The 13,771-nt window shown below is 35.4% G+C and carries 18 protein-coding genes and 1 pseudogene; 13 read left to right on the top strand and 6 right to left on the bottom strand.

Annotated elements, in window-relative coordinates; genetic code table 11:
• Positions 1-83: 83 nt before the first annotated feature.
• Together DN394_RS05160 and argH are read left to right on the top strand one after the other, a co-directional pair.
• Positions 84-1,289, top strand: coding sequence for an argininosuccinate synthase (locus DN394_RS05160; RefSeq protein WP_000412317.1), 1,206 nt, complete (start codon positions 84-86; stop codon positions 1,287-1,289).
• Positions 1,286-2,674 (top strand): argininosuccinate lyase, encoded by a 1,389-nt coding sequence (argH, locus tag DN394_RS05165; RefSeq protein ID WP_149293664.1) that lies wholly within the window; start codon positions 1,286-1,288, stop codon positions 2,672-2,674. Before DN394_RS05160 ends, argH begins: the two co-directional genes overlap by 4 nt.
• A gap of 76 nt (positions 2,675-2,750) precedes the next feature.
• Here the strand turns inward: argH and DN394_RS05170 are convergent, their stop codons facing one another.
• A complete protein-coding gene (locus DN394_RS05170) occupies positions 2,751-2,930 on the bottom strand; it encodes a hypothetical protein (RefSeq protein WP_000999985.1) in 180 nt (59 codons plus the stop codon).
• 94 nt (positions 2,931-3,024) lie between these two features.
• On the opposite strand from DN394_RS05170, the pseudogene DN394_RS05175 reads away from it, so the two are divergent.
• Positions 3,025-3,720: pseudogene (locus tag DN394_RS05175) on the top strand (hypothetical protein).
• Between the two features lie 42 nt (positions 3,721-3,762).
• Here DN394_RS05175 and DN394_RS05180 read toward each other — a convergent pair.
• The gene (locus DN394_RS05180) at positions 3,763-4,221 is read right to left on the bottom strand and encodes a universal stress protein (RefSeq protein WP_001066681.1); all 459 of its coding nucleotides are present in this window, start codon (positions 4,219-4,221) and stop codon (positions 3,763-3,765) included.
• Positions 4,222-4,368: 147 nt separating this feature from the next.
• Between DN394_RS05180 and DN394_RS05185 the strand changes: the two genes are divergently transcribed.
• On the top strand, positions 4,369-5,160 hold the full coding sequence (locus DN394_RS05185) for an SDR family oxidoreductase (protein ID WP_033657720.1): 792 nt from the start codon (positions 4,369-4,371) through the stop codon (positions 5,158-5,160).
• A gap of 213 nt (positions 5,161-5,373) precedes the next feature.
• Complete coding sequence (gene ald / locus DN394_RS05190; protein WP_001219390.1) at positions 5,374-6,507, top strand: alanine dehydrogenase; 1,134 nt, start codon at positions 5,374-5,376, stop codon at positions 6,505-6,507.
• 51 nt (positions 6,508-6,558) lie between these two features.
• Here the strand turns inward: ald and DN394_RS05195 are convergent, their stop codons facing one another.
• Both DN394_RS05195 and DN394_RS05200 read right to left on the bottom strand, forming a co-directional pair.
• On the bottom strand, positions 6,559-6,984 hold the full coding sequence (locus DN394_RS05195) for a hypothetical protein (RefSeq protein WP_098953857.1): 426 nt from the start codon (positions 6,982-6,984) through the stop codon (positions 6,559-6,561).
• Entirely contained in the window at positions 6,981-7,244 is a 264-nt protein-coding gene (locus DN394_RS05200; RefSeq protein ID WP_137036656.1) for a helix-turn-helix transcriptional regulator, read from the bottom strand. Before DN394_RS05200 ends, DN394_RS05195 begins: the two co-directional genes overlap by 4 nt.
• A 130-nt stretch (positions 7,245-7,374) precedes the next feature.
• On the opposite strand from DN394_RS05200, the gene DN394_RS05205 reads away from it, so the two are divergent.
• The 7 genes from DN394_RS05205 to DN394_RS05235 all read left to right on the top strand — a co-directional run bounded on the left by DN394_RS05205 (position 7,375) and on the right by DN394_RS05235 (position 11,209).
• Positions 7,375-7,803, top strand: coding sequence for a hypothetical protein (locus tag DN394_RS05205; protein WP_098953858.1), 429 nt, complete (start codon positions 7,375-7,377; stop codon positions 7,801-7,803).
• A gap of 44 nt (positions 7,804-7,847) precedes the next feature.
• Positions 7,848-8,180, top strand: coding sequence for a cupin domain-containing protein (locus DN394_RS05210; protein WP_000450941.1), 333 nt, complete (start codon positions 7,848-7,850; stop codon positions 8,178-8,180).
• Positions 8,177-8,965: a GNAT family N-acetyltransferase gene (locus tag DN394_RS05215; RefSeq protein ID WP_098953859.1), complete on the top strand. Its 789-nt coding sequence runs from the start codon at positions 8,177-8,179 to the stop codon at positions 8,963-8,965. The genes DN394_RS05210 and DN394_RS05215 overlap by 4 nt, the downstream gene beginning before the upstream one ends.
• A gap of 2 nt (positions 8,966-8,967) precedes the next feature.
• A complete protein-coding gene (locus DN394_RS05220) occupies positions 8,968-9,312 on the top strand; it encodes a DUF6176 family protein (protein ID WP_098953860.1) in 345 nt (114 codons plus the stop codon).
• A gap of 123 nt (positions 9,313-9,435) precedes the next feature.
• Positions 9,436-9,945, top strand: coding sequence for an RNA polymerase sigma factor (locus DN394_RS05225; protein ID WP_098953861.1), 510 nt, complete (start codon positions 9,436-9,438; stop codon positions 9,943-9,945).
• Complete coding sequence (locus tag DN394_RS05230) at positions 9,926-10,939, top strand: anti-sigma factor (RefSeq protein WP_098953862.1); 1,014 nt, start codon at positions 9,926-9,928, stop codon at positions 10,937-10,939. The genes DN394_RS05225 and DN394_RS05230 overlap by 20 nt, the downstream gene beginning before the upstream one ends.
• 63 nt (positions 10,940-11,002) lie before the next feature.
• The gene (locus DN394_RS05235) at positions 11,003-11,209 is read left to right on the top strand and encodes a hypothetical protein (protein ID WP_001248904.1); all 207 of its coding nucleotides are present in this window, start codon (positions 11,003-11,005) and stop codon (positions 11,207-11,209) included.
• A gap of 14 nt (positions 11,210-11,223) precedes the next feature.
• Here DN394_RS05235 and DN394_RS05240 read toward each other — a convergent pair whose 3' ends face one another.
• Positions 11,224-12,051 (bottom strand): DUF2785 domain-containing protein, encoded by an 828-nt coding sequence (locus DN394_RS05240; RefSeq protein WP_098953863.1) that lies wholly within the window; start codon positions 12,049-12,051, stop codon positions 11,224-11,226.
• Between the two features lie 93 nt (positions 12,052-12,144).
• Between DN394_RS05240 and DN394_RS05245 the strand changes: the two genes are divergently transcribed.
• A complete protein-coding gene (locus DN394_RS05245) occupies positions 12,145-12,519 on the top strand; it encodes a hypothetical protein (RefSeq protein ID WP_097916527.1) in 375 nt (124 codons plus the stop codon).
• Between the two features lie 40 nt (positions 12,520-12,559).
• Here the strand turns inward: DN394_RS05245 and pepQ are convergent, their stop codons facing one another.
• The gene (pepQ, locus tag DN394_RS05250) at positions 12,560-13,657 is read right to left on the bottom strand and encodes a Xaa-Pro dipeptidase (RefSeq protein WP_000994026.1); all 1,098 of its coding nucleotides are present in this window, start codon (positions 13,655-13,657) and stop codon (positions 12,560-12,562) included.
• Positions 13,658-13,771 lie beyond the last annotated feature (114 nt).

The raw sequence follows: 13,771 nt of genomic DNA on the forward strand, positions 1-13,771 counted from the left end.
ACTCTTGATACATTTTGTAAAAGGTGTTAAAGTGTGTATTATTATAAAAGAAAATGAATATTTATTCTTTAGGGGGATGCAAAATGGAGAAGAAAAAAGTGGTATTAGCATATTCCGGAGGTCTTGATACTTCCGTTGCAATTAAATGGTTACAAGAGAAAAATTATGATATTATAGCGCTTTGTTTAGACTTAGGGGAAGGTAAAGACTTAGCATTCGTAAAAGAAAAGGCACTTTCAGTAGGTGCAATTAAATCATATATGATTGATGTTCAAGAGGAATTTGCAAATGAATATGCATTGATGGCTATGCAAGCACACACGTTATACGAAGGGAAATACCCTCTCGTTTCTGCATTATCTCGTCCACTTATCGCTAAGAAATTAGTAGAAATTGCAGAACAAGAAGGGGCGACCGCAGTTGCACACGGATGTACAGGGAAAGGGAATGATCAAGTTCGTTTTGAAGTTTCTATTCAAGCGTTAAATCCTTACTTAGAAGTGATTGCGCCTGTACGTGAATGGAAATGGTCACGTGAAGAAGAAATTGCATATGCAAAAGAAAACGATGTTCCAATTCCTATTAATTTAGATAGCCCATTTTCAATCGATCAAAATTTATGGGGACGCAGCAACGAATGTGGAATTTTAGAAGATCCATGGGCAGCGCCGCCAGAAGATGCATATGAGATGACATTGGCATTAGAGGATACACCGAATAAACCAGAGTTTGTAGAAATCGGCTTTGAAGCAGGCGTACCGACTACTTTAAATGGCACTGCATATTCACTTTCAGAATTAATTAAAACCTTAAATGCCCTTGCTGGAAAACATGGCGTTGGACGTATCGATCACGTAGAAAATCGTCTTGTTGGTATTAAATCGCGTGAAGTATACGAATGTCCAGCGGCAATGACGTTAATCACAGCACATAAAGAGCTGGAAGATTTAACGCACGTAAAAGAAGTGGCACATTTTAAACCGGTGATTGAGCAGAAAATAACAGAACTTATTTATAACGGTTTATGGTTCTCTCCTTTAAAACAAGCGCTTCATGCTTTCTTACAAGAAACGCAAAAAAATGTAACAGGTACAGTGCGTGTGAAATTATTTAAAGGCCATGCGATTGTAGAAGGACGTAAATCTGAGTACTCTTTATATGACGAAAAATTAGCAACATATACTGCTCAGGACGAATTTAATCATGATGCAGCAGTTGGATTCATTTCATTATTCGGTTTACCGACGAAAGTATACAGCCAAGTGAATCAAAAGAAGGTGGAAGCGTGAGCAAACTTTGGGGCGGACGTTTTACAGAAGAAGCGGAAGCGTGGGTTGAAGAGTTTGGAGCATCCATCTCCTTCGATCAACAATTAGTAAATCAAGATATAAACGGAAGTATTGCACACGTAACGATGCTAGCAAAGCAAGGCATCGTTACGAAAGAAGAAGCAGAGAAAATAAAGGTAGGGCTTCATTATTTATTAAAAGAAGCAAAAGAGAATAAGCTTCAATTCTCAGTAGAAGCTGAAGACATTCATTTAAATATCGAAAAAATGTTAATTGAACAAATTGGCGAAGTAGGAGGGAAACTTCATACAGGCCGAAGCCGTAATGATCAAGTAGCGACTGATATGCATTTATATTTGAAAGAAAAAGTAGAACATATTATAAAAGCTACAAAACAATTGCAAACTGTTCTTGTTCATCAAGCAGAAAATAATATTGAAACCATTATGCCTGGTTATACGCATTTGCAGCGTGCGCAGCCAATTTCATTTGCTCATCATATTCTCGCGTACTTTTGGATGTTAGAGCGTGATGTGAATCGTTATGAAGATTCATTAAAGCGCATTAACATTTCACCATTAGGAGCAGGAGCGTTAGCAGGGACAACATTCCCGATTGACCGAGAATATAGTGCGGAGCTTCTTGGATTTAATGGAATCTATGAAAATAGTTTAGATGCAGTAAGCGATCGTGATTTCATACTGGAGTTCCTAAGTAACTCATCTATGCTCATGATGCACTTATCACGCTTTTGCGAAGAACTTATTTTATGGAGTAGCCAAGAGTTTCAATTTATTGAAATGAGCGATCAATACGCAACGGGAAGCAGCATTATGCCACAAAAGAAAAATCCGGATATGGCGGAATTAATTCGTGGTAAAACAGGCAGAGTGTACGGTAATTTATTTAGTTTACTTACAGTAATGAAAGGATTACCGCTCGCTTACAATAAAGACTTGCAAGAAGATAAAGAAGGAATGTTTGATACAGTAAAAACAGTAGAAGGCTGCCTTCATATTATGGCAGGCATGCTAGAAACGATGACTGTAAACAAAGAAAAAATGGGGCAAGCTGTGACGCAAGATTTCTCTAACGCAACAGAAATTGCCGACTATTTAGCAAGTAAAGGACTACCATTCCGTCAAGCTCATGAAATTGTCGGGAAGCTAGTGCTACACTGCACACAAAAAGGAATTTACTTAGTAGATGTACCACTTGCAATGTATAAAGAAATGAGCTCGTTATTTGAGGAAGATTTATATGAAGTTCTTTCACCATATGCAGCTGTCAAGCGCCGTAACAGTGCTGGTGGGACAGGATTTGAGCAAATTGAAAAGGCTTTGGAGAAGGCGAAGGGATTAGTTGGAGAGTTTGTTGGAAGTTGATTGATTTATAAGGCAGAAGGTACGCGAATCTTAGTAGAGAGAAGCGTACCTTTTTTGTGATTTTTATAACTTAAAGTTAATCATACTTATGTCGATCTTCCGTAATTCGAATATACTCAATATCCATCAAATCTCTAAGTAATGCACCATTACTTAGTTCCACACCATGTTTTTCTTTAAAATGTGTACGGAGTGTATCTAACATTTCGAGCTCTTTCCCGTTCACATCTAAAATAATACGTTCAGAATCATTCATATAGCATCCTCCTTTTTTAACATATATATTTTGTCCGTCTATTTCTAAAAAATGTATGTTAACCTAAAGTTAGGAAATAAGAAAGGAATGGAAAATGAGACGTATTTATTTTATAGGGATAATTTTGTACACGCTAATTGTATTACATGTTGCATTCCCAAATATCTTTTCATTTGAAGATGTAGAAACAGTACACGTTGGGATATTTATCTTTATTCTATTTGTAGTAGATTGCTTTATATCGATATGGATTTCGAAAAGAAAACATGTACAAGATAAAAAAGAAATGGAACGGAAAAAGAGAAAACGTTCATTTTGGATGACGACGTATTGTTTTTCTTTAGTAATCGCTGCTGCCTTTTTAAGTGAGAATGTTCCGTTAGATAGATTAAATATTGGATTTGGAGCATTCGTATTTGCATACTATTTTTTCATGCACTTTCTTCCTTATATGAAAGAAAAGCGAGGGGAAGAGGAAGATCCGCTTGTAGAAGAAGCGAGAGAATGAGAGCATAAGAGAATAGAAGAAGATATACAGAAGCTCGGAGAACAAAAATGGTATTTGAAATCTAATATTATATATGTTCTTTGCTTTATCACGCCGCCAATCGGTTATTTGTATGTGTTCTTGCTTCGTAAAAAAATGACAGAAGATGCAAAGCAAACGTACTTAACGGTTGCGACGATCATGATGGCATTATGGTCTTTGAAGTTCCTACCGCCTTATGTGTTGGCGATCGTCATTGTTGTAGTGGTTTGTTTTGTGTTTATAGTGAAGTATGTGAAATGAAAAAACACCAAGCCCATGTGGACTTGATGTTTTATTTATGAATTAAAGCTCACCTTGCTCCTCATCACCACGAACAACAAGGACATCGCATTTCGCATAGCGAATAATATGTTCAGAGACGCTACCAATTAGGAAACGCTCAACAGCATTTAAACCAGTTGCACCACACATAATTAAATCTACTTTATGGTTTGGAGCGATTTCTTTTGAAATTTTAGATTTAGGATTACCAAATTCTAATACAGTTTCAATTTTTTCAAGGCCAGCTTCAAGCGCAGTTTTTTTGTAGTCTTCTAATAAGTCTTCTGCAAATAGATTTGCACGTTCAGCAATTGCGCGGCTATAAGCTTCTACTGCTGAGTATGCTTTTACATCAACGATATGAGCAATTGTTAATGTTGCATTGTTGCGTTTTGCGACTTGAATTGCTTTTTTAAAAGCTCTTTCTGCTTCTTTAGAACCATCCACCGCGATTAAAATATTTGTATATGTATTATTCATAGTAAATTCCTCCCAATCATTTTTATTACCGTTTACAACTTTATTATAAAACAAATTTTGGTAATGTGCTTGTCGGAAACGTTACAGAATTTTGAAAACTTTGCTTTAATTCATTTTAGTTGTAATTGGGGCGAGAACTTGTTACATATGAAGTATAGCAATTTAAAAGGAGGCATGTTTGTGAGACACGCGCTCATTACAGCCGGTACGAAAGGTTTAGGAAAGCAAGTAACAGAAAAGTTATTGGCTAAAGGGTATTCAGTAACAGTAACATACCATAGCGATATAACTGCTATGGAAACGATGAAAGAAACATATAAAAATATGGAAGAGCGTCTACAATTCGTGCAAGCGGATGTCACGAAAAAGGAAGATTTACATAAAATAGTAGAAGAAGCGATAAGCCGTTTTGGCAAAATTGATTTTTTAATTAATAATGCTGGTCCATATGTGTTTGAACGAAAAAAGTTAGTCGATTATGAAGAAGACGAATGGAATGAAATGATTCAGGGTAATTTAACAGCGGTGTTTCATTTGTTAAAACTTGTCGTTCCGATTATGAGAAAACAGAACTTTGGCCGTATTATTAATTACGGATTCCAAGGGGCAGATAGCGCACCAGGATGGATTTATCGTTCAGCTTTTGCAGCAGCGAAAGTAGGACTTGTTTCATTAACGAAAACAGTTGCTTATGAAGAAGCAGAATATGGTATTACTGCGAACATGGTATGTCCTGGTGATATTATTGGTGAAATGAAAGAAGCGACAATTCAAGAAGCACGTCAGTTGAAAGAACGTAACACACCAATTGGTAGATCGGGAACAGGTGAAGATATCGCAAGAACGATTTCGTTTTTATGTGAGGAAGATTCCGATATGATTACCGGTACAATTATTGAAGTAACTGGTGCAGTAGATGTTATTCATAGACATCGATAGAGCGAAATAAATTGAAGTTTCGTATAATTGGACAGTTTATCCTGTATGCTGAGAGGTGTGGATAATACTGTCCTTTCATGTAAGATTAAATCTATCGGAAAACTTGTATTATTTTTTGTCAAATATTGAGATATTATGTTAAAATATAAGAGCGTAGAAAGCGCTTTAAAAAATGATTCAGGGGTCATTTCATAACTCAAGGGGGAACTAATAATGCGTATCGGTATTCCAACAGAAATTAAAAACAATGAAAACCGTGTGGCAATGACGCCAGCGGGAGCGGTACATTTAGTACAAAATGGTCATGAAGTTTTTGTTCAAAAAGGAGCAGGTATAGGATCAGGCTTTACAGATGAAGAATACGTACAAGCTGGTGCAAAACTTGTTGAAACTGCTGAAGAAGCATGGAATCAAGATATGGTTATGAAGGTAAAAGAGCCAGTTGCAAGTGAATACGGCTATTTCCGCGAAGGTTTAATTTTATTCACATACTTACACTTAGCTCCAGAACCAGAATTAACGAAAGCATTAATTGATAACAAAGTTGTATCAATTGCATACGAAACAGTACAATTAGACAATCGTTCATTACCATTACTTGCACCAATGAGTGAAGTAGCTGGTCGTATGTCTGCACAAATCGGTGCACAATTCCTTGAGAAAAACAAAGGCGGTAAAGGTATTTTACTTGCAGGCGTTCCAGGGGTAAAACGCGGCAAAGTAACAATTATCGGCGGTGGTCAAGCTGGTACGAACGCAGCGAAGATTGCAGTAGGTTTAGGTGCAGATGTAACAATCATCGACTTAAGCGCAGAACGTCTTCGTCAACTAGATGACATTTTCGGTAACCAAGTAAAAACGTTAATGTCTAATCCATACAACATTGCAGAAGCTGTAAAAGAATCTGACCTTGTTATTGGAGCAGTATTAATTCCAGGTGCAAAAGCGCCAAAACTTGTAACAGAAGAAATGATTCAATCAATGGAACCAGGTTCTGTCGTTGTAGATATCGCGATTGACCAAGGTGGTATTTTCGAAACAACTGACCGTATTACAACTCACGACAACCCAACTTACGAAAAACACGGCGTTGTTCATTATGCAGTTGCTAATATGCCAGGTGCGGTTCCACGTACATCAACTCTTGCATTAACAAACGTAACAGTACCATATGCAGTACAAATTGCGAACAAAGGCTACAAAGATGCTTGCTTAGGAAACACTGCATTACTAAAAGGTATTAACACATTAGATGGCTATGTAACATTCGAAGCAGTTGCAGAAGCTCACGGCTTACAATACGCTGATGCGAAAGAGCTTCTTGAAAAAGCTCCAGCTTTATCATAATAGAAATACATGTAAGCCCCTCCTTTTGTAAGGAGGGGCTTTTTGCTTGGATTAATTGTCTAGTTTCTTTACAATTTTCAATCCGAACATCATTGTAAAGAAAAGAATGCCGAATAAGTAATACAAGGCATACTCAACTCGTATCATCGAATTTTTGTCAGTGATATATAAAATAAATAGTATCGCAGAACCGATTAAATGAGAGAGACCAAAAATTTGCGCCATAAGTTTTAAACTCATCTTCTCGATTCTTTCATCCATCTCAGGTAATGGATATTTTTCGGGATCCCTCTTTTTTTTCTTAAAGAATATTTGTTTCACTACGAATAGTATCGAGTCTAAGAGTATAAATACGCCAGCGAATAGAAGGACAGAAGTAATTTTTTCTTCATCATTACTAGTGAAATAAAGAAAAGTTGAACCTAACAATAAAAAGGTAAGATGCGAAATGAACTTTTGATTAAAAGGGTTTTTCATTCTTTTTCCTCCCCAGTTTTATCTAATTGAAATAAATCTTCTACTTTACAGTTGAAAAACTCACATAATTTCAATGCTAATTCTAAACTCGGGTTGTATTTATTCTTCTCGATAGCGATGAGGGATTGTCTAGTGATTTGAACAGAGGAAGCTAATTGTTCTTGGGTGATGTCTCTAACGACGCGGAATTGTTTCACCTTATTTTTAATCAAATATACAAAGTCTCCTTTTTGTAAATTTGTTACATTTACTATATCCATTTTTAGGTAATAAGTAAATAAAACTTTACAAAAAGTAAACAAAACTTTACGTGAAATATAGCTTGTTATAATGTTATTTTTTGTGATAATTTGGAATTAAATGAAAAAAGAAGTCGAAAGAGGAGATTTAATGGGGAGTAAAAAGCGGAAGAAAAGGCAAGTTAAAAGACAAAAGTATATGAAGAAAAAACAGGAACAGAACATACCTCTATCACAAAAAATAGTCATTATGATAGAGAAAACATTTCGGTATATTTGTATGGCTCTGTATGTAATTTTGTGTCTTTATTCAGCTAGGGTGTTTTACAGTTTTGGGATAACACCCAATATTATTGAGAATGTTTTTGGGTATCTCCTTGTCGCAATAGAGCTAGTCTTATTCTTTATATTATTTAATAAAGTGTGGCCTAGTTATGAAAGTAAGAACGATAAGCAAAGAAAAATGAGAAAAAAATCTTCAGATGCTTCAAGCTCATCAAGTGGATTCAGTGACTACAGTAGCAACGATTGTAGTAGCTCAAGTGATAGTGGAGGAGATTGCGGAGGTGGTGGAGACTAAGTTGTTTTTTCAGAAGAACGACTAATGAAAGGGTGGGACGAAAGATGGAAACTGTGAACTTAATAGAATTAACGAAGGACATTCAAGATCAACATAAAAATTTTGTCGTTTCAAATGTAAATAGTCATTGCTTACGAATCGCTGTATTTACTGGTGAATATGATTGGCACTATCATTCTAATTCGGATGAATTATTTATTGTGCTAGAGGGAGAATTACTTATCGATTTTGAAGATGGAGAAACAGCAGTTTTAAAGCCGAATGATTCTATCTTAATTCCAGCATGCACGATTCATAGAACGAGAGCATTAAAGAGAACAGTAAATCTTTGTTTTGAAAATATAGAAGCTGATACGATTAAAGTGGAGCAGTTATGAAAAAATTATCTGTAGCTGAGTATAGAAAAATCTTTCCGATTTTAGAAAGTCATACAAAAACGACGACGTTTGCTTATGCGGTATGTGATCAAATGATAGATGGTGAAGTTTTTACAAACGAGAAGTTAACAGCAGGATTAATTCGTACAGCTAACGGTATCTATTATTTATTTGGTGATACGGATGATCACAATTATAACGAAGATTTATTTGCGTATTTAAAAATGGCCATTGAAAAAACAGAGAAGAGATTTACACTCTTCACTTCAATTGAAGAGTGGGAAATGATGATTGAAGGGCGTTTTAGTAATGCACTTCGGAACATCCCGCGAATGAAATTTCAACGAGAAATTTTTGAAGAGAGAAAACGAGATTCAAACAAAAATACATATGAAGTGAAGCGTATTAATAAAAGTGATATAGAACGAAGCAATGAATTTACAGAGGAGTATTATAAAGAATATTGGGGATCAAAAGAGCTATTTTTGAACGGTGGTTTTGGATTTTGTATAGAACAAGATGGGATAATTGTAGCTGAATGTGTTTCGATATTTAATGGGAATGGATTTGCTGAAATTGATATCGCGACGCATAAAGCATATCAAGGGAAAGGATTAGCCCAAGCTGTTGCAACACGGTTCATTGAACATTGCATGCAAAATGGTATAACACCGTGCTGGGATTGTTATGTAGAAAATATTCCTTCGCAAAAATTAGCTAGTAAATTAAGTTTTCATAATCCGTTAGAATATAGTTTATTTGTACGTAAGAAAACGGGGGAATAAAAATGAATGTGGAGTTAACGAGATTTAAAGTGAAACAAGGTAAAAGTCATCGTGTAGATGAATGGATGCAGCTTCTTAATGACAATATGAAAGAAGTGCTTTTGACACTAAACGACGAAAAGATGTACGTTGAGACAATTTTCCGGGAAATAAGAGATGGAGAAGAGTACTTATATTGGTATTCTGTGCAAGGAGAAGGCGGGGCTCTTGTCGAAAATTCTCATCATGAAATTGATAAAAAGCACTTAGCGTTTTGGTATGAATGTATTGATGAAGAAGCTCCGTCTGTTGATATGAAAACAGAAGTTGTTATGATTCAAGATGTTGTGAAAGAAGAGATGAAATAATAGAATAGTATTTTTGAGAGAAGCGCATCAAAATAGATGTGCTTTTTATTTTGAAAAAAATTTATAGAAAAGCTGTATACATTTTACGCTCTCAAACGTTGAGTATATAGAGAGGAGAGCTAGATGAGCCATGATACATTTGAATCGTTATTAATAGAGAAGTCAAAAGCAGTGTTTGGATACTTAATTAAGATTGGAGCAAATAGAAAAGAAGCAGAAGATATTGTACAAGATACGTTGTATAAAGCTTTATTGCTTATGGAGGAAATACCATTAGAGCATTTAACACCGTGGCTTTTTAGAGTGGCGATCAATCAGCACCGAGATTTACACCGAAAAGAAAAAAGACTAAACCCAATCGCAATTGAATCGGTCGTTCTTATTGGTCAAAAGTCATTAGATGAAGTGCTTTTAACAAGTGAACTACAATGTGAGGTACAGGAAATATTGGAGACGATGACGGAGGATTATCGTCATATTTTACTGTTGAAATATGAATATGAACTATCTTATAAGGAAATTGCCATTTTATTAAGTATGAAAGAAGATACAGTGAAAACAAGTTTGTACCGTGCAAGAAATCAATTTAAAAAATTATATAGGAGGAGAAACGATGAGTCGGAAGGACTTTGATTTGAATATGGATGATAAGCAGATGAAGACTTTGATGAAGAGGGTGAAAAGGAGACAGTTTTGGAGAAACCTAGTTATTTCAGTAGTTGTGACGTTAGTCTTGATTATAGGTAGTATGAGTTTGTTAATTTATTTTAACGAGAAGAGTAAGCGAGAAATGGATCAGAGAGTATATTTAAGACAAAGTGTTCAAGGGCCTAATATTATTTTTAATGGACATACAAAACTAAGTATGGGAATAGCTAGCGGTACGATGATGTACAGTTCCTATAAAAATATTCAAGGACAACCAGTTAAATGGATTGATGAAATTTATGAGTATTCGATCTTTGGTTATAGTCAAAAAAATGATAATGGAAATACAGGTTTAGAAGAAGAGAATATAAATAAACAATCAGAATTTGCTACAAGGCAAGATTACAATAGACAGACAATGCAAAGAGAAATGCGATTTTATTTACCTTTTGTAACGTATTTAAACTATGTTAATGATTTAGAGAGAATTAGTGAATTGCAGAATAAAGTTGCAGAGGTAGCACTATCTTTTGATAAGGCATATACAGCGGAAGAAGTAGTGAAAATGCTTCCTGAAGGAATACGACCTGTGTGGCTTTGGATAGATACATATGATGAAACGAAAGCAGAGACGTATACCGGACTAGCAGATCCTGAAACTGGAGCAGTGTTAAACGCAGAGGTATCGATGAATATTTTTGGTTTTAAGGGTAGTTATGCTGATAAGAAGGAAGATGAGTGCGAGGATATTAAAGGAAACTCAGCGGGGTTTCTTGAATCTATGAAATCTTTAAGTGAAAATAAAGGGGGATTTCAAGAGTATTTTAGGACAAACTATAATGAAATAAAAAACACTGAACCGAAAGACCTACAAATATACGGTGTAGTCGTAACAGGCAAAACAGAGGATTTACAAAGTTTACAAGGAGCACCGTATATTAAGGCTGCTGTTAGAGGTGTAACAGTTGAGAAATATTGATTACAAGAGATTAATGTGAATAATCAGAAAACTTATGTTATAATATGGGAAAAGGAGGTTCATATGAGGCAAATACATGGGGCAATTTATATTTACATAACAATGTTTTTCGTGGCGATATCCTATGGATTAGGGCACGTGTATTCGCATCCTATACTAACTTTTTTAAGCGGAGCATGTATGGCGTTTGCGATTCTTGTCCACCTTTTCTCAGTTTGGATCGTGAAATTTCAATTAAATATTAGTGAAATAGAAGAAGGCACTTTTTGAGTGGCCTTCTTTTTTTAGTAATATTGGCGAAGTCCTTGTAGTAATTTTTCAATTTCGTATTCAGTTTCTTTACATATAGACATTGTACGTAATCTGAAAAATAAGCTACGTAAGAAAGATTTTATATTTCCGTATAGAAATTCGTATGATTCAATATGTAGCGTTGATTTTTGAACTTGTAATTGAGCTACTAAATCACGAAGGGCTAATATGAGTACTTCTTCCTTTAGACCATTTTGCAGCATTGCGACAATAGGATAAACGAGACGCTCATCTTCTTCGTATTTGTAATAGAGGGAATGAACACAAACTTTGTTTAATAAAGTTTGTAATATTTCTTCGTAATATAAAGTTCCCAGTTTAGGACTATTCACAAGCGCCTCAAATGTATCGGAAGCATGAGCGATACTATGTGCCCAGCCACGGTCTTGAACATATCCGCGGAAATCATGTTCATTGTTCATATATAGAATCAATTGATCTTTTACAGTTAAAATATCATTCTGTGATAAGAAATTATATTTTGTATCAGCATCAATAATGAGCGCAAGTAATAATGTCGTAAATGCACGGGTAAATACAGCATCTTCGTCATCCGAATGAATTTTATACAATAAATATTTTTCACTCATGCTTTCTAATAATAGTTTCTCTAATTGCGTGTGTGAAATGTAGTCCTTTTTGATGAGATGAAAAAAAGTAGAGTAAATAAGTTTGTCTCTTAAATAGCTATCAGTAACACCGATATGCTCAAGCATATTGGAACTTAAAGAATCCATGTTAATTGTGTTATCCGTTATGTAATTATTATTACGAATTTCTTCTAACTGTTGTTGTAACATATAAACCTCCTGTTTTAGAAAATTCTGTATTTTTATAATATGATAAGAGGAAGAAATAGACAATAAATAAGTGCTTTTGAATGGAGGGGCATTATGAAGAGAGCATTATTCTTTTTTATTAGTATTTTCTTTTTAGGAAGTTGTTCGATTTCGTATGTTACTTTTTCTAGTGAGAGCAAAAGTTGGACGGGGCAATATAAAGGATATATTAAGGATGACAGTGAAGATGGAATGTTTACGTTTCAGTATAAGGGCGGAGATGGAAATACAGAATTTAAAAATTTAGAGATTGCTATTAATGAAACCTTTAGTGCAATGACGCAAACTTCAGAAGTTCATAAAGGAGCAAGGATTGAAATGAAGTCTTCTTGTGTAAGTTGTGCGCCTCTATCTAAAGATGAACCGATAGAGGTTGTGATTAAATGGGATGATAAGTATGAGGAGAAGATGGTGTTAAATTTGAAATAGTAGAGAAAGAAAAAAGGCAGCAATTACGCTGCCTTTTTTCTTATTTCACAAATTGTAATTCTTTCGGGAATTTCGTTAAAATTTCTGATCCGTCTTTTGTGATGTAAATATCATCTTCAATACGAACGCCACCTACGTTTGGTACGTAAATACCTGGCTCGATTGTGAAGACCATACCTTCTTTTAATGGAGACTCGTTGCCAGCTTTTACATCTGGATATTCGTGTACGCTAATTCCAAGTCCGTGACCAAGGCGGTGCGGGAAGAAGTCGCCGTAACCTGCATCTGCGATAACAGAACGAGCAGCGTTGTCGATTGCGCCAAGTGTAACACCTGGTTTACATGCTTCAACTGCTTGTAGTTGTCCAGCAAGTACAGTGTTGTAAATACGAGTTTGTTCTTCAGAAATCTCGCCGAATGCTACTGTACGTGTAATGTCAGAGCAATAACCGTCAATGATTACACCTAAATCAAATAGTACGAAATCGCCGCGTTTCATTTTGTTTGCACCTGGAATACCGTGTGGAAGAGCAGAGTTTGCACCAGCTAATACCATTGTGTCAAATGACATTTTATGTATACCTTTTGTTTTTAATTCGTGTTCAATAATTGCTAATACTTCTAGTTCGCTACGATCTTCTTTAATTGCATTTACACCAACTTCAACAGCATAGTCTGCCATTTTAGCTGCTTCGCGTAAAATAGAAAGTTCTTTTTCGTCTTTAATTAAACGAAGTTCACGAACTTTTTCCTCAGCTGATTTGAAAGCTGCATTTGGGAATAGTTTTGTTAATTCTTCGTAACGCTCTACGTTTAAATGTTCTTTTTCAATTGCAACTGCATTTGCATTGATGCCGCGGTCTTTAATTGCTTTTGCAATCATATCCCATGGTCTGTCAGTATCAGTAAATCCGATAATTTCATGTGCCCAGCCAGCGTTACGCGCTTGACCTTCTTCCATTTTAGGGCAAATTAAAATAGGTTCTTTTTCTTGGAATACAAACATACCAAGAAGTCTTTCGTGTGGTTCGCAGTGGAAGTTTGTCATGTAGAAAACGTTTGGTGTAGAAGTTAAGAACGCAGCTTCTACGTTTTTTTCTTTTAGCCATTGCATTAAATTTTCTAATCTAGCATTCATCGATTGGCACCCCCGAGATATTTAATTACAAATATAACTTTACATCGGAAGAAAGCGTTATGACAAGTAAATAGATGTTAGAAAAGACAGGGAATTGAAAAATCATGTAGAATA

This window comes from Bacillus sp. BB081, from assembly GCF_008368895.1.
GTDB lineage: Bacteria > Bacillota > Bacilli > Bacillales > Bacillaceae_G > Bacillus_A > Bacillus_A wiedmannii.

Coding starts and splice junctions, on each gene's coding strand:
- DN394_RS05160 (WP_000412317.1), top strand. CDS start 84: ATGGAGAAGAAAAAAGTGGTATTAGCATATTCCGGAGGTCTTGATACT.
- DN394_RS05170 (WP_000999985.1), bottom strand. CDS start 2,930: ATGAATGATTCTGAACGTATTATTTTAGATGTGAACGGGAAAGAGCTC.
- DN394_RS05180 (WP_001066681.1), bottom strand. CDS start 4,221: ATGAATAATACATATACAAATATTTTAATCGCGGTGGATGGTTCTAAA.
- DN394_RS05185 (WP_033657720.1), top strand. CDS start 4,369: ATGAAGTATAGCAATTTAAAAGGAGGCATGTTTGTGAGACACGCGCTC.
- ald (WP_001219390.1), top strand. CDS start 5,374: ATGCGTATCGGTATTCCAACAGAAATTAAAAACAATGAAAACCGTGTG.
- DN394_RS05195 (WP_098953857.1), bottom strand. CDS start 6,984: ATGAAAAACCCTTTTAATCAAAAGTTCATTTCGCATCTTACCTTTTTA.
- DN394_RS05200 (WP_137036656.1), bottom strand. CDS start 7,244: ATGGATATAGTAAATGTAACAAATTTACAAAAAGGAGACTTTGTATAT.
- DN394_RS05205 (WP_098953858.1), top strand. CDS start 7,375: ATGGGGAGTAAAAAGCGGAAGAAAAGGCAAGTTAAAAGACAAAAGTAT.
- DN394_RS05210 (WP_000450941.1), top strand. CDS start 7,848: ATGGAAACTGTGAACTTAATAGAATTAACGAAGGACATTCAAGATCAA.
- DN394_RS05215 (WP_098953859.1), top strand. CDS start 8,177: ATGAAAAAATTATCTGTAGCTGAGTATAGAAAAATCTTTCCGATTTTA.
- DN394_RS05220 (WP_098953860.1), top strand. CDS start 8,968: ATGAATGTGGAGTTAACGAGATTTAAAGTGAAACAAGGTAAAAGTCAT.
- DN394_RS05225 (WP_098953861.1), top strand. CDS start 9,436: ATGAGCCATGATACATTTGAATCGTTATTAATAGAGAAGTCAAAAGCA.
- DN394_RS05230 (WP_098953862.1), top strand. CDS start 9,926: ATGAGTCGGAAGGACTTTGATTTGAATATGGATGATAAGCAGATGAAG.
- DN394_RS05235 (WP_001248904.1), top strand. CDS start 11,003: ATGAGGCAAATACATGGGGCAATTTATATTTACATAACAATGTTTTTC.
- DN394_RS05240 (WP_098953863.1), bottom strand. CDS start 12,051: ATGTTACAACAACAGTTAGAAGAAATTCGTAATAATAATTACATAACG.
- DN394_RS05245 (WP_097916527.1), top strand. CDS start 12,145: ATGAAGAGAGCATTATTCTTTTTTATTAGTATTTTCTTTTTAGGAAGT.
- pepQ (WP_000994026.1), bottom strand. CDS start 13,657: ATGAATGCTAGATTAGAAAATTTAATGCAATGGCTAAAAGAAAAAAAC.